Genomic DNA, 17383 nt, shown 5'->3' on the forward strand with positions numbered 1-17383 from the left:
AAAGCACTCAAATCAAAGCACTCAAATCAAAGCACTCAAATCAAAGCACTCAAATCAGGCTTTTTGCTAAAAGCACCACCTTATCAAAAGTTTCTGTTACAGCACCTAATCCTGAAGCCTTTGCCCCCACAAGGTCGGGAGAAACAATCGTCAGGACCAGGAAAATACAGATAAGGACAACAGCATAACGAAAAGCCTTCCTTAAGACGAAACCTGCTGAAAACCCGGATTTTTTGCCGGTATCGTCATCAATATCTTCATCAAGTCCTTCATATTTAACTTTCACATAGGACCAGTCCGCACTGTTTTGCCCTGCACTGTTTTGGCCTGAGCCGTATGAAACTTCTTTCGACCGGTCATGACGATTCAAACTCTTTTCAGAAGGAAGGTATTTAGACCTCTTGGGTTTTCCGGATTCACCGGGACCTTTGGAGGAGGAAGCAGGGCTGGACGAGTAGGATTCACGATCGGATTTAAAAGAAACGTAGGAAATGCCGGTCAATTTGAAAGCACCCTTAGAACCTGAAACAGGCTGATCGGGAACTGGAGAAATGGACGAGTCCGGAGAAGGTGCATCGGAATCGGAAGAAAACCCCTCGGAATCCTCTGGTTCGGAAGAAGCTTCCACTGCCTTTTCTTCAGGGGGCAGGGACGCGTCGTATACCTTTCTTTTCTGAGGATTTTTTAGAGTCTCGTAAGCCTCTTTGATTTTTATGAACTTTTCATGGGCATCAGGGGATTTAGACCTATCAGGATGGTATTTTTTTGCAAGTTCATGATACCTGTATTCAATGTCTTCAGGGTTTGCAACCCTGGGAATGTCCAGCAATTGATAGTAATCCACTGCCTTTCCCCCTTTGAAAGATCTCATTTGTTAGCTTGAGATGTCAGTCATTGAGCCCTGCAGGCCTTTCGATAGTAACGCTGCGCATATTTCCTGTTGCAAGGTCTCTGGCTGTTGCGTTTATTATGCCGTTGGCATCGATATCAAAAGTAACCTCTATCCGCGGGACACCTTTCAGAGAGGGAGGAATATTCTCCAGGATAATTGTTCCCAGAGCCACATTTTTGGATGCCTCCTGCTCTTCTCCCTGAAGAATCTTACCCCTGACAACCTCCTGGTTGTCATAATGAGTGGTAAAGACCTTACTATTTCTGGTAGGTATCGTCGTGTTCCGGGGAATTATGAATGCCGTCGTGTCCCCTACGGTTTCGAATCCCAGTGTAAGAGAGGTGACGTCGAGGAGCACAAGATTGCCGCCATCGACCTGCTGGTTCCCGGAACTTTTCAGGTACTCGTTTCCGAGGATCCCGGCCTGGACAGCCGCTCCCATAGCCACAACTTCATCAGGGTTAATGCTCTGAAGGGGGGATTTTTCCATGAAATCTTCTACCCGTTTCGCTACGGCAGGGATTCTGGTAGACCCGCCCACAAGAATGACTTCATCAATATCTTGAGGAGAAAGGCCTGCATCTTTCAGGGATTTTTCCATGATTGAAATGGTTTTATTAACAAGGTCCTCGGTCATTGCTTCGAATTGTTCCCTTGAGACCTCCATATCCAGACGTTTATTTTCAGAAATGTAAGGGAGATCAACGTTTGCAGTCATAAGGGAAGACAGGTCAACCTTGCATCTCTCCGCGGCTTCCTTGATACGCTGCATGGCCTCCACATTTTCAGAGAGATCGGTCCCTTCGGCTTCCTTAAACTCCGAGAGCAAATAATCGACGATTTTCCGGTCGAAGTCATCACCACCAAGTTCAGTATCCCCACAGGTAGCCAGCACTTCGAAAACACCGTGTTTGATTTTGAGGATCGATACATCAAAAGTTCCGCCGCCGAGGTCGTAAACCAGGATTTTCTGGTCCTGGACACCGTCTCTCAGGCCGTAGGCAAGGGCTGCCGCTGTAGGTTCGTTTATAACCCTCAGTACATCCAAGCCTGCCATTTCCCCAGCTTTTTTCGTTGCGAAGCGCTGAGAATCGTTAAAATAAGCCGGAACCGTAATCACGGCTTTTCCAACAGCATCCCCAAGGTATTTCTCCGCATCGACTTTAAGCTTCTGGAGAATCATTGCAGAGATTCCGTGCGGTGTATAGTGCTCGTTGTTCAGCGGCACCCTGTAGTCAGGTTTTCCCATATATCGCTTTATGGACTGAACGGAATTCTCGGGATTGGAAACTATCTGCCTTTTGGCGAGTTCTCCCACAAGCAGTTCATTCTTTTTTGAAAAACCTACAACTGAAGGTGTAAGCCTTTTTCCTTCTGAGTTTGTAATGACCTTCGGTTCCCCGAGTTCGATTATTGCTGTACACGAATTGGTGGTCCCAAGGTCTATACCCAATACTTTACTTCTGACTTGAGCCATAAAGTCCCCCAAAATTTTATTATGGAGACATGAGATATTAACTTTTCTATTACAGTATTTTGACCAATCTGTTCTACCAAACCAGAAAATGGACTATATCTGTATTATAATATTTATATTAGAAGTACTTAAGATATTAATTTTTCCATTAAAATATTGAAGTATATTATTAGTTCATACCTATATTAAACTTATTAAATAATTAGACCATTAAACTATTAAAACCTTTCAATCCTTTTAAACCATTAAACTATTAGAAATTTCAATATGTTCAAACCATAAAACCCTTAAAAGCATCATCTTTTAGATTACAAGACCCCCAATCACATTAAATTACTTAGACCATTAAAAGATCAAATTCGTTCAAAACATTAGACCATTAAAAGATCAAATTCGTTCAAAACATTAGACCATTAAAAGATCAAATTTATCCAAAACATTAAACCATTAAACTAGTTAAACCATTAAACCGGTTAACTGGAAAATTGAACTCCGTAAAATCCTCGCCTTTAAAAGATAGGCATCAGCAAATATTTTTTTACAATGAATAATTATGAAGGGTAGTAAAAAACAAGTTTATCAGGAGCAGAAATGTTGAAAAAATTATAGAAATTGACCCTGATGAACAATTTCCTTTCCTGAGGAAAAAGCAGATCCGCCTCAAGTTGACCCCGGGAATTGAGATTTAGAAGAAAGAGTTTGCACCGGCTTTATCGATGAGAAGAGCTGCGGAAGCGCAGATGTCCCACTTAAATCAATGGGATGACTTTATATAGAAGTACAAACATGTAAAATGCGTTTTTAATTCCAAGATACCAATTCACGCTAACGGAGGATTAGATACATGGCAGGACAAGGACAGCCAATATTCATTTTAAGAGAAGGCAGCAAAAGAACCAGAGGCAGGGATGCCCAGAACAACAACATCATGGCCGCAAAGGCAGTAGCCGAAGCAGTCAGGACAACCCTCGGCCCCAAGGGAATGGACAAGATGCTTGTTGACGGCATGGGTGATGTGGTTATCACCAATGACGGTGCTACCATCCTTAAAGAGATGGACATCGAGCACCCCGCCGCAAAGATGGTTGTGGAAGTTTCCAAGACCCAGGACGAAGAAGTCGGAGACGGAACCACCAGTGCAGCTGTAGTCGCCGGCGAACTGTTAAAGAAAGCTGAAGATTTGATCGAACAGGAAATCCACCCCACCATCATCGCCTCCGGGTACAGGCTGGCAGCCGAAAAGGCCACTGAAGTCCTGAAATCCCTGGCAATGACCGTGGAAATGTCCAACCGGAACCTTCTGATCAGCATTTCCGAAACAGCCATGACCGGAAAGGGCGCAGAGTCTTCCAAGAGGATTCTTTCCGAAATCGCCGTGGACGCAGTTACCAGCGTTGTAGACATAAACGAAAAGAACACTGTGGACAAAGACAACATCAACGTTGTCAAGAAAGTAGGCGGCAGGGTAGATGATTCCGAACTTATCCCCGGCATGATAATTGACAAGGAAAGAGTCCACACCAACATGCCCGAAAAAGTCAACGATGCAAAGATCGTCCTCCTGAACTCCGCAATCGAACTCAAGGACACCGAAGTGGACGCAGAAATCTCGATCACCTCTCCGGACCAGCTCCAGTCCTTCCTTGACCAGGAAGAAAAGATGCTCAAGGACATCGTAAACAAGGTCATCGACAGCGGGGCAAACGTCGTGTTCTGCCAGAAGGGCGTTGAAGACCTGGCCCAGCACTACCTTGCAAAGGCAGGCATCTTTGCCGTGCGCAGAGTCAAGAAGAGCGACATGGAAAAACTCGCCCGTGCAACCGGCGGCAAGCTCATCACCAACATGGACGAGATTACCCCCGAAGACCTCGGATATGCCCAGTCCGTGGAAGAAAAGAGAGTTGGCGGCGACAACATGACCTTTGTCACCGGCTGTAACAACCCGAAGGCAGTTACCATCCTCCTCCGCGGCGGTACCGAGCACGTTGTGGACAGCATCGCCAGCGCCCTTGAAGACGCAATCCGTGTAGTAGGCGTGGCAATCGAAGACGAGAAGCTCGTTGCAGGTGGCGGCTCCCCTGAAGTGGAAGTTGCACTCAGGCTCCAGGAATACGCAGCAACCCTCGAAGGCAGGGAACAGCTTGCAGTTAAAGCCTACGCCGAAGCTCTCGAAGTCATCCCGAGAACCCTTGCAGAAAACGCAGGTCTCGACCCGATTGACATGCTCATGGAGCTTCGCTCCCAGCACGAGAAAGGCGTGAAGACCGCAGGTCTCGACGTCTACGAAGGAAAGGTTGTTGACATGTGGGAAGCCTTTGTGGTCGAACCCCTCAGAGTCAAGACCCAGGTAGTCAACGCCGCAACCGAGTCCGCAGTCATGATCCTCAGGATCGACGACATCATCGCCTCCACCCGTGCAGCCCCCAGCCCAGAAGAAATGGGCGGAATGGGCGGGATGCCCCCAGGAATGGGTGGAATGCCCCCTGGAATGCCTCCAATGATGTAAATTTCTGAAAATAAGGTTTAAAATTCGGGCAAACCCCGAAAACGAGAAAAGAAGGTGCGGTTTTTAACTGCCCTTTTTTTCTTTAAAAATTTTTAGCCAGAAACACTTGTTTTCAGGAAAATGCCTGTTGCAGGAATTCAACCTGTTGCAGGTTTTTAACAAAATTTCTTGTGAATCTCCAAGGTTCTTTTATAAGTCCCTTAACCGGGTCTTTTAAAGAATTAAACTACATTAGGGTCTTTTTTAAAAAGATTTGCAAGAAAAACGCACATGATATTCTTCAAATAACAGGCACAAAAAATGAAAGCACACACATACTTTCATGCCAAAAGAATATCAGGACTTTTCAAGACAGTTCAGGATGTCATTTGCTTTAAATTTTGTAGTTATTATCCGTGTCCTGCCCCTCTGTCCTTTCCCTGTAAAGTCAGCGTCCACGTAGTTTAGGGCCTGGAGTTTGTTGACCATGCCGTAAAAGCGCGTGTATCCCAGGTCTGTGAGTTCATGAAAAGAATTATAAAGTTCCCCGGCCTGGATTTCCCCTTTCCTTGCAACCAGTCCCAGGAGGGCCTTTTCAGGCTCAGAGAGGAGGCTTATGCCCCTGCATAGATGCAGCAGTTTGGAAGCCTCATAGGCTTTTTCCACGTCTTCGGAAGAAATTGTGCGACTCCCTCTCCGCTCGGCATTGAACCCGGAACGTTTCAGCAGGTCGATCCCGACCCTCAGGTCCCCTGTCTTTTCCACGTAAGAGACAACCATTTCAAGCACTTCTTCGGAAACCACCTTCGGGTAAAAGCCGTACTTCACCCGGTCCCTCAAAATATCCAGGATCTCCTCATACCCATACCTGGGAAAAGAAACCTCTTCCGGCAAGAAAACCGAGTTGACCCGAGCATCAAGCCGGTAGAGGTCCGAGGCGTCGTTCACGATCCCGATTACCCCTATCCTGACCCCCGGATACTGTTCATGGGCTCGCAGGAGAGAATACATGACCTCATTTGCATGCCCTTCGTAGCAGAGGTAGTTGAGGTCGTCCAGGGCCAGGAGCAACACTTTTTCGGAGGAGATCAGGAAGTCCACAACATTTTCAAAAAGTTTTCGAAAGGCGACCCCGGAGCTAGGAGGGGAAATTCCAAAAAGTTTTTTGAAAATCCTGGAAATAACCGCAAAACGAGTGGAATCAATCTGGCAGTTGACCTTCACCGGCACGACACTGGTAGTGTGGGCCTCGACTTCCCTGAACACCTTCATGACCGCACTGGTCTTTCCCGTCCCCGGGGGCCCCACCAGCAAGCAGTTCATCGGACGCATGCCGCGCAGGGCGGGGCGAAGGGCAAACCTGAGCGAGTTCAACTGAGTGTCCCTGTGGGGAAAATAGTCAGGAAGGTGGTCAGGTTCGAGTACGGAGGGGTCCTTGAAAAGGGTCTCGTCCCAGAGTAGCATGTCGTTATTAGTCAAGAGCAATTACTCCATTCGCTTATGAAAGGGTACACCGGATTCATGCGGTGAATTTTTGAATATTTTTTGGCTTTGGAATTATTTTCTTTTAGATTATACTTAGCTTTAGATTATTTTCATCCTTAAATTATGTAGCCTTAGATTATGTAACTCTAAATTATGTAGCCTTAGATTATTTTCATCCTTAAATTATGTAACTTTAAATTATGTAACTTTAAATTATGTAACTTTAAATTATGTAACTTTAAATTATAATCATCCTTAGGTTTTACATGATGTTTATTGTAATAAATCATATAAGATACAGCTTATAGGGTGTAACTTATTTTAAAATTTTACTCCCATCAACAATTTCGTCCGCATTAAACTTAAAACCCGCTTTATATAAAAAGCAAGTTATAATACGAGAATGACTATATTGCATGCAGTCATATATAAGAAGGGGAAAGCATGGAAATCGAATCGAAGTTTCTTGTGATAGATGAAGCGGACTTCCGAGACCTTGAAAAGTTGTCCAGGTTGGGGGACTATTCCCTTTCCGAAACTGTGATCCAGCCCGTAGAGGACACCTTCCTGGATACGGAGGACATGGCTGTAATGGCATCAGGCTACTACCTGAGGATGCGGAAAGATGTCGGAAAAGAGGGACATTGGGTAACCATAAAAAGTCTGGGGGGGTTCGAAGGCGGAGCCCACAAAAGAGAAGAACATGTCAGTTTTCTGCCTGAGGGACTTTCTCTTCTGGAATGCCCGGATGCCGGGATCAGGAACAGGATTTTCGAACTTAGCGCAGGTTTTGACCTGGGCCCAATCCTGAAACTTAAACAAAAAAGAGCTATCAGCCAGGTGAAACTTGGAGAAAGGCACGTAGCCGAACTCGCCCTGGACCGTGTGGAACTGAAAAGCGAAAACAGGGAAAAGACTTACAGCGAACTTGAAGTGGAACTGAAAAGCGGCGGGACATCCGAAGACCTGGCCACAATCTCAAAATACCTTATGGAAAATTACGACCTGAGCTGGAGCCCCTTTTCCAAATTCGAAAGAGCCCTCCTCTTCGCGAGGAATCTTCCTGATAAGACCCTGCTTACCCACCAGGAAAGGGCTGTCTGCATGCAGCTCAGAGAACACAAGAATATCTACGGGAAACAGGCCGGAATTCTCCTGGAGCTTGACAGGGGCAAATCGAGTTCTGAACTGAGCCTCCTATTTAAAATCTCCGAACCTGAAATCAAAACCCTGAACTTGAAGTTCGAAAAAGAGAGGCTTTCCTTCTTCCCCTTTGCAACGGACGAAGCCGCAGACAGGGAACTCCACTTTAACTCCGGAAGCGGGATACTGGACCAGGGCTGGGAAGCCATGGGTTTCGAGGAATGGACTTCCGAATCCCTCTTTGAACGCTACAGTGCGGACGAGGCAAAGGCAAAAAGGGTCAGAGATGCTGCCCTTACCCTCTTTGACGGGCTTTCCCCCTACCACGGACTTGGACCCGAAGAGAAGGAACTGCTGGCTCTGGCAGCCCTCATGGAAGACATTGGGATTTCCACATCCAGGGAAGAAAAAGCCCGGATGGGTAAGGAAATTCTCCTGAGCCACCCCCTGAAAGGTCTCCAACTCCGCAGTTTACGCATGCTCGCCCTGATTACAGAACTTCAGGACCCCGGAGTCAGTGAAAAAAATCTCGGGCAGGCCCTTAAAGGGTCACATATCCGGCTCCCTCCGGGGCTCCAGAATAAAGCCCTGGTGCTCGCAGCCTTCGTCCGGATTGCAGACCTTCTGGAAACCCAGGCTTCCCCTGTCCGGCCCGGCAGGATCCGGCAGCTCGAAGACGCCCTGGAAATCGAGCTGATAGGAACTGATGCGGAAAAAGCCGGAAAGAAAGCAGCAAAGCGAAGCGAACTCTGGGAATACCTTTTCGGCACAAAACTCTGGTTCACCCCGACGGAGGAATCGTATGAACCCCAAACTGAAGAAGAAAAAGAGGGAGCGAAAGAAAAAGTCGGAGAAAAAGTAGAAGAGAAAAGAGAAAAAGCCGAAAAGGAAAGAGAAGCAGCTAAAGAGAAGAAAAAAGGCAAAGCTTCCAAAAAATTCACCGTCAAACCCGGAGATTCCATGGGAGAAGTCGCCCACAGGATTTTCTCCTACCAGTTTGGTCAGATGCGGTCCCACGAAAAAGGAACCCTGAAAGGGGAGGATATCGAAGAACTCCATGACATGCGGGTTGCGGTCAGACGCATGCGGGCGGCATCAAAGGTCTTTAAAACTTATCTTGACTCAAGGCAGCTGGGCCCGCACATGAAGGGGCTTAGACGGACCCTGGGAGCCATGGGAGATGTCCGGGATCTGGACGTTTTCCGGGAAAAGGCAGAGGAGTATCTGGAAACCCTGCCCGAGGGCCACGAACATGACCTTGAACCCCTCTTTGCCGTACTCGAAGAAGAAAGGGAAAAAGCCCGGAAGACCATGCTTGCGTACCTGAACAGCGAAAAATACGCCCGTTTCAAGAAGGAGTTCTCGGAATTCCTTGAAGTCCCGGGGGCAGGGGAGCTTCCTACCAGCAACAAAAAACATGACGCTCTTCCCCACAGGGTAAAGGACGTACTCCCCTCAGTGATTTATGCCCGCTTCTCCGACATAGGTGCCTATTCCGAATGGGTGGAAGGGCCTTACGTCTCTGTAGAGCGCCTGCACAGGCTCAGGATAGCCGCCAAGGGGCTGCGCTACACTTTCGAGTTCTTCGAAGACGTCTTGGGAGACAATGCAAAAATAATGATCAAGGACTTAAAGGGCCTGCAGAACCACCTGGGAGACCTGCACGACGCCGTGGTCGCAATCGACCTCCTGAGTTCTTACATGAGGACCGGGGCCTGGGGCCTTGCAGAAAGCGAAACCGGGAAAAAACCCGGGAAACAAGCAAATCTTGAAGGAATGGAAGGAATTGAAATCTACCTGGCGTCCAGAGAAGAAGAACTCCGGACCCTTCTCGACACGTTCCCCGAAGCCTGGGCAAATTTCAGGAGCAAAGAGTTCAGGGAAAAGATCGAAGAAGCTATCGAAAACCTGTAAGATGATCCTTCATGAGTTTCATTAATTAAAATTTTTTCAGGTGCCATTCAGCTTTTGTTTTCCTGAAAATTTATCGCGGCAGGCGGGAAGACCCCTTCCTCAACAGCCAGAGAGGGCAGGGAGGAGGGATAGTTGACATCAGGTACTTTCAAGTTCGGGCTCTTCCTCAAGGGTAGAAAAAGGTACAGCCCCCTGTTCAATGATAGTCTTGTACTGCAGATTGTACCCCAAAATTTTTGTGAAAAACTTCTTGTGCTTCTCAAGGTCCCAGAGTTCGAGCTGGCATTCTTTCCGGGCATGCATCTCAAGCACAACGGTGTCAGTTGAGGCGATATAAAAACGGACATGGGAAATGACCCCTGTGTGGGAGCGGTCAAGGCCTTCGGCGATTCGAAGCAGGGCAGCCAGGATACGCACGCTTTTAACGGAACTTTTCTCTAGCCCTGCAAGGTTCGGGTGTTTTTTCTTGGGAGTACCTTTCCTGTGGAAATAGGCAAGATTGGCAATGATTTCGATTTCTTCGGGCTGGAAACCGGGAAGACTGCTCTCCCGGATTATGTGGTAGGCATGGGCCTGGTGGTTATCGTAGGAGAGAAACTTCCCTATATCATGCAGGGTTGCCCCGTACTCTAGCAGTTCCCTCTCTCCTTTCTCAAACTCGTAGATCCCCAGGGCCTGGGCACTGTCAAAGAGTTCCAGGGCCAGCCGGGTCACGGTATGGGCATGCTCTTCATCGAAATGACAGGCCAGGCCCAGCTGCATGATACTCCGCTTCCGGACCGACATCTGGGTGATCATGTAGGAAAATTCGCTCTTTGAAAGGTAATCAACAAGAAGCCCTTCCCTGAGTCCCCGCTTACTGACCCGGATTTCGGAAAGCCCCATTTCTTCCATAAGGGTCTCGATAATCGCAGCCCCGGCAATGATAATATCCGCTCTCTGGGAGTTGATCCCCGGGAACTTCCGGCGCTCTTCCAGAGGCAGGGCACACAGATCCCCGACTATTGTTTTCAGGTCTTCATACCCCAGGAGGTCATAGTTTTCCTGACCCGTTTTGTGCAGGTAGACAAAAGCGATCCTTGCAAGGTTTTCAATGGTCCCCGAACTTCCTACCGCACAGCTTATCCTGTACCTGGAAAGCTCCTTTATCACGAGCGCGGCTTTTCGCCGGATATGGGCCTTGATCATCCTGTAGCGCTCCATGGAAACCGGCCCTGTCTCGTCCGGAAGAAACATGTTTGTTAGGCGGATAGCTCCCAGGTTGAAGGAATGGAGGAAATAGTACTGTTTATCGCCCCCGACCGAGACCTCAGTGCTCCCACCTCCGATATCAATTAACAGAGCTCTGGAGTCCCCGAGCCGAAGCCCGCTCGAAACCCCCAGGTAAATAAGGCGGGCTTCCTCAATACCGGAAATCGGGCAGACTTCCAGGTTTGCCTCACTTTTCAGCATTTCGAGGAACTGGACCTTGTTACTGGCATCCCGGGTAGCCGAGGTAGCCACGGCTATGACCTCTTCAGCCCCGTAAGCCCGGGCAAGTTCCACGAACTTCTTGCAAACAATGACCGCCCGTTGCATAGCTTCGGGCTGGAGGATCCTGTCAATGAATTCCTTATCCCCAAGCCTCACGGATTCTTTCTGTTTGGTCAGGGGTTTATAGGACCCGTTCGGGTTAATCCGGACCAGGAGAAGCCTGACCGAGTTTGTTCCAATGTCTATGAAAGCGACAACCCGACCTTCAGAAGGTTTTTCGGACTCCATTTATGATCACCTGTCAGACCTCACTGCCCTTTTACCTTTTCCCTGGGAAACCGAGTACTCCAAACTAAGTTTCATTACATTTATCACATACTCTATTTGATATTTATTTTCCGGATTTTTTTCTTTATAAGGTGATAGTGCAACTCCTGAAACCCTGCCTGCCTGAAATAAATTTGAAAAAAGGATCTGGAGAAAGCAAAAAAGAGAACGGCAAAAAGAAGGGAGAAGATCTGAAGGTTCGAACTCCAGAAGGGCCAAACTTTTCAGCCCTTTTCGGGCTTGATATCCCAGCATCCCCTGTGCTCGAGCATCCAGATCTGGGAATCGAGTTCTTCTTCTTCAGGCTGCATGTAGACTCTTTCCGACCTGCCGTTAGGGAGTACGAGACGCGCCTTGATGTTGTCTTTCAGGTGGGTCCCCAGGACAACGTCCCGTATCAGGGGTATATATTCCTTTGCTATGGGAAAGACGACTTCAACCCTGTTATCCAGGTTTCGGGGCATGAGGTCGGCGCTTCCCATGAAGATTTCTTCATCTCCACCATTCCTGAAGTAGTAGACTCTGGGATGTTCCAGGAACCTGCCGACAATCGAAGTAACCCTGATATTTTCACTGAGCCCGCAGATCCCGGGCCTGAGGCAGCAGATTCCTCTTACCTGCAGGTCCACCTTTACCCCTGCTCGAGAGGCCCTGTAAAGTTCAAGGATGCACTGGTAGTCCACCAGGGAATTCATCTTGAAGATTATATGCCCGTTTCCTTCTTTTTCGTGCAGGTCGATCTCCCGCCGGATGCGTTCCAGAATCTGGTGCCTTAAGGTTTGGGGGGCGACCAGGAGTTTGGTATAGTGATCTTTTCTCGAGTAGCCGGTCAGGGCATTGAAAAGGTCCGAGACGTCCTTACCTATGAAAGAATCGCTTGTGAGGTAACCGAAGTCGGTGTAGAGTTTTGCAGTAACTGCGTTGTAGTTCCCGGTACCCAGGTGGGCATAGTAACGGATACCCTCTTTTTCGGCGCGGACCACCAGGCACATCTTGGAATGGATTTTCAGGCGCGGCAAACCATGGGCTACGTGGACGTTCTTGCGTTCGAGTTCTTTTGCCCATCCAACGTTGTTTTCTTCATCAAAACGGGCTTTGAGCTCTACCAGAACTGCGACCTGCTTGTTCCTATCCGCGGCTTTCATAAGCGCCTGGATAATCCTGGAGTTGTCATCCACCCGGTACAGCGTCATCTTGATTGCCAGCACATCCGGGTCGTCGGCGGCATGTTCCACGAAATCGATGACCGATTCGAAACTGTCATAAGGGTGGTAAAGCAGGACGTCTCCTTTTCTCAGGGCTGAAAAAATGTTTTCCTTATCAGCAAGCTGGGGATGCTTCCTGGGTTCAAGAGGTTCATATTTCAGCTCGGGACAGTCCAGTTTAGTAAGTTTCATGAGGCTTGAAAGGCCCAGGGGCGCAGCCAACCTGAACATCAGCGAAGGGGTAAGCTCCAGGTTCTCAAGCAGGATATCTGAAACACGTTCCGGCATGGTATAATCGGTCTCAAGCCGGATAGCGGACCCGAAATAGTTCCTCCCGATCCGCTGCTGGACTGCAGTCAGGAGATCCTTGTCCCCGTCCTCGTCAAAACCAAGGTCCGCATCCCGCGTGATCCGGAAAGGATACGCCCCCAGGATATGCTGTCCCGGGAAGAGGAAATCCAGGTTTGCGGCGATAAGCTGTTCGAGCCAGACAAAACGCCCTTCTTTCAACTCATCAAGTTTCCGGCCGGTGGGCCATTCTTCGCCTTCTTTAGGAACCGGGATAAGCCTCGGGAAAAGGGGAGGAATCTTAACCCTGGCAAAGCGCTCCCCGTAATCAGGGTCGTCAATAAGTACGGCAAGGTTGAGGCTTAAGTTGGAAATATGCGGGAAAGGATGTCCGGCATCAAAACCAAGAGGGGTCAGTACCGGGAAAATGTTATTTTCAAAATAGTCCCTTAGCTTTTCCCGCTCCTTACTCGAAAGTTCGAAATAGTTGAAGACATGGACGTCCTTTTCTCTCAAAGCCGGCTGAAGGACCTCGTTCCAGCACTTATCGTGGCTGACAAGCTGTCTGAGAAGTTCTTCCCTGACAGCGCGGAGCTGCTCCAGGGCCAGTTCATCGGGTCGATCCTGCTTTGCCCCTTCAACAATCCTTTTCTGGACCCCGGAAACCCGGACCATGAAAAACTCGTCCAGGTTGCTTCCGAAAATGGAAAGAAACTTTACCCTTTCAAGCAAAGGGCTACGCTCGTCAAAAGCCTCCTCAAGCACCCTTTTGTTGAACTGGAGCCAGCTGTACTCCCGGTCCAAATACAAGCGCGGGTCACTGAGGTCAGGCATACCGGAGCTTTCCACCCGAGATCCTTCAACATTATCCGATAGTAACCTGTCAAAGTCTGCACACTGGATGGGGAAGTTACGCTCCATTACTACCACGCAAGAGTTGATTTTGTTCTTTCTTTAGAGCTATCCTTAACAACGTAAGATCACTGTTCATTTCATTAATTTTTAATATTTATGCTATTTTGTTATTGATGTGATACCGATGCAACAACGCCGAACCCACGGGTCCTGAAAAACCATCACAATTGAGGTTTCCCTATAAATCCAGATAAGGTTCAAAGCTTTAGTTGCCGGAACGACGAATTCCGGCTTGATATGAGCAGCCGAAAACCGTCACACTCTCAGGAAACAACTTCCGGGATATATTAATCTTTTTTCTCAGGCCGGACAAAGCTTTCCGGTCGCCTGTTGAAAGGGAACCACATCTCAATGTAGTAATAGAAAATGGATTAAAAACAACCCCTATATAGGTTTTTGGTTCAACAAAAACCCCAGGAATACCCGGAATCTCCCGAGAAACGTGAAAGTATGTACTGATATATAGAACTAAAGATTTATAACATTATCTCTTAACAAAGAAGAAAAATAAAAAAAGATGAACAGAGAAGACTTTTAATGAAGCGGCTTTACCCCCGGAATTTTCCTTTCAAATGTGCATAAAACTCCTGTTCTTTTCCTGAGGTTTTCCTGAAAAGGCGCTCCACAATCAGTTCGGGCGTACTTCTTGCCACATGGTTGTAGACCGGAGTCCTGTCCACGACCAACTCCAGGTTTGAGTCCAGGCCCTTTGCTTCGATCCCGTCCACCCGGACCTCAGCCTCCGTATCTTCCAGGATCAGCTCCGAGAGGTGAGAGACAAATATCCCAAGGCTTTGCTCGTTTCGGACAAGGTATTCAAGGATGCCCGCAATGATCCTGGCCGAAGCCCCTGGCTCGGTGATGGACTCAAGTTCGTCGGCAAGTACCAGTTTCCCGGAACTTTCGGAGAGCACGGAGAACTGTTTAAGGGTGGTCTCGAAAGCCCCTGCGTCCAGAGTCCCTTTCGATTTCCCGAAATAGTAGAGTTCTTCGATGGGGCCGAGCTCAAGCTTTTTTGCAGGGGCAGGAAAACCCATGTGCCCCAGAATAACGCACTGGGCAAGAAGTTCAAGCAGGGAGGTCTTGCCCCCGGAATTCACGCCGCTAAGGAGCACAACCCGGTTTTCTCCCGCGTCAGGGAAAAAACTTGCCTTTCCGACAGAATAACTGACAGGGTCAATTTCCCCATGCCTGGCTTTCAAAAAAAGGTTTTCCCCTTCCAGAAGCCCGATCCCTGCATCAGGTATCAGCTCCGGCATTTTCAGGGAAAAGTGCTCTGCAAAGCAGCCCACTGAAAAGCCCAGGTCAAATTCCAGGACTTCCCTGACGAGCTTTCCTACAAGCACCCCGTAAGCGGAAAGGACTTTTGCAATTTCCCTTTTCCGAGAAAGCCTTGCCTTTTCCAGCCCTCTGGAAAGTTTCTGCCTGAAGAGCTGGAGCTGGGCCTGGTCGGCCTGGAGGGGATAGGAAATCTCATCAGAGAAAAGAGAGTCCAGCAGCAGTTTTTCATGCGAAAGCAGCCCGAGCTTCCCTGCCAGTTCTTCCTTTACAGCTTCAAGCTCTTCCCTATAGAGTTTGTAGAGCTCCTTTGCCAGCAGGTCCTTGATTTCAATGCCCCCGCTTACGAGCTTGAGGAGGTCCTGCCCGCTAAGGGTAAGGGAACTCTCTTCAAGCGCCCGGTTCATCCGCAGGTTTGCTTCCTGTAGGGCAGTTGCAAGAACGCGGTCCAGCCCTTCAAGGGCGGCTCCCAGACGGTCCAGTTCCGGGTCAAACCCTTCTTTCGGCTTCCCGTCTTCCCCCAGCTTCGAAAGAGCGGTTTCGAGGGTTTCAAGCCCTTCTTCCGACATTTCCTCAAAGAAACTGAAATTACGGCTGCGAAGGACGGATACAACCTGCAGACAGGCCCGGATGCAGTCCAGGTTCCGGGCAAAAAAGGCAAGTTCCATTTCCGGTACTACCTGCCAGAATTCCACCTTTTCCGGGTCAGGGAAAAATTCGGGCTCAAGGTCCTCGGGCATGTCGAAGCCCAGGAAAGTGTTATCAAAAACGATCGTATGGGAATAGCCCCTGGCAAGGTCCACGAATTCGGAAAGGTTCTCCACGGCCTGGACCGGGAGAAAGGCCTGGAACCTCTCCTTTACAACCCCTAAAGTTTCCGGGTCTCCGGAGAGAATGATACGGTCTCTTGCCCGAAGGTTTCCGGGCACGGGCTTAAGCCTCCTGACCCTTGAGAGCAGACCCGGAAATTCCGAATCTCCGGAAAGGGAACGAGCAAGTTCGAGATACTCCTCCACGAAAACCCTTCTCTTCTCGATAAGGGCCCTGCGGGAAGCAGGGTAAGGATAAAAGAGGTTCATTTTGTCCCGGGCATGGGGCGTATGTGTAAAGCTTTTAACCAGTTCGAGCAGGCGGGAGTAGAGGTCTGTTGCCTCTTTAGTCTTCAAAAAATCGGAAATAGAGCAGTCTTCGGCCCTGGCTTTCGCATCCCTGGCAAGGGAAAGGGCAAAGTTATGGCTCACCCCGTTAACCTCGGAAAGCGCGGCAACGTCCCCTTCGAGAATTGCCCTGAGCGCCGCTTCTTCGGTCCCGAAATGTTCGATCAGCCTTTCGGCAACTCGTTCACCTATTCCAGAAAGTTCCTTTACACCTGAAAGCTGCTGAACAGACTCCATATTCAAAACACTTTGAAAGGTTTATGAGGTTAGTTAATCAAAGGTATCGGTTAATCAAAGGTATCGGTTAATCAATAAAAATGAGTGCAAGTTCCTCTTCGAGATAAGGGTGCATGGAAGCCGTATACCCGTGTGTGACCTCGCTGACATTATACATCGCCTTTGGCTCCCCTGCAAAAGAGAAAGTCCCAAGTGCCATTTCATGCGGGATCACGGTATCATTGAAAGAGTGCAGGAGCACGAACCTTGCCGGCGGGAGCTCGGAAAGATAGGTATCCGGGTCAATAGAACGGTAAAAACTGTAGACATAAGGGTCTTCTACCCGGGAAGGATCGATTTCTCCGGTGCCGTAGCCCGCGGTACTGATCCCTACCACTCCCCGCAGGGAGGGGGCAAGGGCGCAGGCAATAATCGCGAACCTGCCGCCGTTGCTTTCTCCGACGATGGCAAGCTTTTCAGGGTCGATTTCCGGCTGGCCGGAAAGGACATCCGTGGCTTTCAGGGCATCGTAAACCATTTTGTATTCGAGAGGTTCGAGCCCGGCTTTGTAAAGTTCAAGGTCTCCTTCCGGGTTTATAGCTCCGAGATTGCGCTGGTCCAGGGTAAGAGTGGCGTATCCGAGCTTCGAAAGTTCCACTGCAAGGCCCTGTTCTTTTTCCTTGCTAATCCCAGCCCCGGGGAGCAGGACGATGCCGGGGGCGCCTGAAGAGTTTGCGGGAGAAGAGTCTGCAGGGGAAGAGCTTGCTGGAGAAGAGCCCGCGGGAATTCTCAGAAGAGCGCGGACATTCTCGCCCCTGCTCTCAAAAGTAAGCAGTTTCAGGGAATCTTCGGATTCCGGGGCGTAAAGATCCTCGGTCACCTCAACAGTGAACGCAGCTTCCCCTCTTTGGGGAAAAGAGAGGATTCCCTCTTCCGAAACGGTCCAGGTTGCCCCGGTGGCTTCGGAGTTTACAGGGTTGTACAGGACCCCGAAAATACCCACAAGTATGAAGAAAAAACCTAATAGAAAAATTACGGGTTTCGGAGCTTTTGCCCCTGAAGAAACGTGATTCGTTTTTTTGTTTTTCCCGGGAATTTGCTTGCTCAAGGGAACCCTGACCGGAAAAA

General features: G+C 48.9%; 10 protein-coding genes. 2 read left to right on the forward strand and 8 right to left on the reverse strand.

Annotated elements, in window-relative coordinates:
* Nucleotides 1-49: 49 nt before the first annotated feature.
* On the reverse strand, nt 50-844 hold the full coding sequence (locus tag MSMTP_RS17360; RefSeq protein WP_231582843.1) for a DnaJ domain-containing protein: 795 nt from the start codon (nt 842-844) through the stop codon (nt 50-52).
* 43 nt (nt 845-887) lie between these two features.
* Nucleotides 888-2369, reverse strand: a complete 1482-nt coding sequence (dnaK, locus tag MSMTP_RS17365; protein ID WP_048183987.1) for a molecular chaperone DnaK — start codon at nt 2367-2369, stop codon at nt 888-890.
* Between the two features lie 844 nt (nt 2370-3213).
* Between dnaK and thsA the strand changes: the two genes are divergently transcribed.
* On the forward strand, nt 3214-4875 hold the full coding sequence (gene thsA, locus MSMTP_RS17370; protein ID WP_048182116.1) for a thermosome subunit alpha: 1662 nt from the start codon (nt 3214-3216) through the stop codon (nt 4873-4875).
* A 336-nt stretch (nt 4876-5211) separates the two neighbouring features.
* Here the strand turns inward: thsA and MSMTP_RS17375 are convergent, their stop codons facing one another.
* The gene (locus MSMTP_RS17375; protein WP_048182118.1) at nt 5212-6333 is read right to left on the reverse strand and encodes an ORC1-type DNA replication protein; all 1122 of its coding nucleotides are present in this window, start codon (nt 6331-6333) and stop codon (nt 5212-5214) included.
* A 450-nt stretch (nt 6334-6783) separates the two neighbouring features.
* Between MSMTP_RS17375 and MSMTP_RS17380 the strand changes: the two genes are divergently transcribed.
* Nucleotides 6784-9396 (forward strand): CHAD domain-containing protein, encoded by a 2613-nt coding sequence (locus tag MSMTP_RS17380; RefSeq protein ID WP_048182120.1) that lies wholly within the window; start codon nt 6784-6786, stop codon nt 9394-9396.
* A gap of 138 nt (nt 9397-9534) precedes the next feature.
* On the opposite strand, the gene MSMTP_RS17385 is transcribed toward MSMTP_RS17380, so the two are convergent.
* From MSMTP_RS17385 to MSMTP_RS17405, 5 genes are all read right to left on the reverse strand, one after another.
* Entirely contained in the window at nt 9535-11157 is a 1623-nt protein-coding gene (locus tag MSMTP_RS17385; protein ID WP_048182123.1) for a Ppx/GppA phosphatase family protein, read from the reverse strand.
* A gap of 6 nt (nt 11158-11163) precedes the next feature.
* Nucleotides 11164-11415 carry a hypothetical protein gene (locus MSMTP_RS17390; protein ID WP_156153886.1) on the reverse strand — a complete coding sequence of 84 codons (252 nt, stop codon included), beginning with the start codon at nt 11413-11415 and terminating at the stop codon, nt 11164-11166.
* Nucleotides 11416-11420: 5 nt separating this feature from the next.
* Nucleotides 11421-13610, reverse strand: a complete 2190-nt coding sequence (gene ppk1 / locus MSMTP_RS17395) for a polyphosphate kinase 1 (protein ID WP_052718453.1) — start codon at nt 13608-13610, stop codon at nt 11421-11423.
* Nucleotides 13611-14152: 542 nt separating this feature from the next.
* Nucleotides 14153-16276, reverse strand: a complete 2124-nt coding sequence (locus MSMTP_RS17400) for an endonuclease MutS2 (protein WP_048182129.1) — start codon at nt 16274-16276, stop codon at nt 14153-14155.
* A gap of 67 nt (nt 16277-16343) precedes the next feature.
* Complete coding sequence (locus MSMTP_RS17405) at nt 16344-17363, reverse strand: S9 family peptidase (protein WP_231582844.1); 1020 nt, start codon at nt 17361-17363, stop codon at nt 16344-16346.
* Between the last annotated feature and the right edge of the window lie 20 nt (nt 17364-17383).

It is taken from the genome of Methanosarcina sp. MTP4 (assembly GCF_000970045.1).
Lineage (GTDB): Archaea > Halobacteriota > Methanosarcinia > Methanosarcinales > Methanosarcinaceae > MTP4.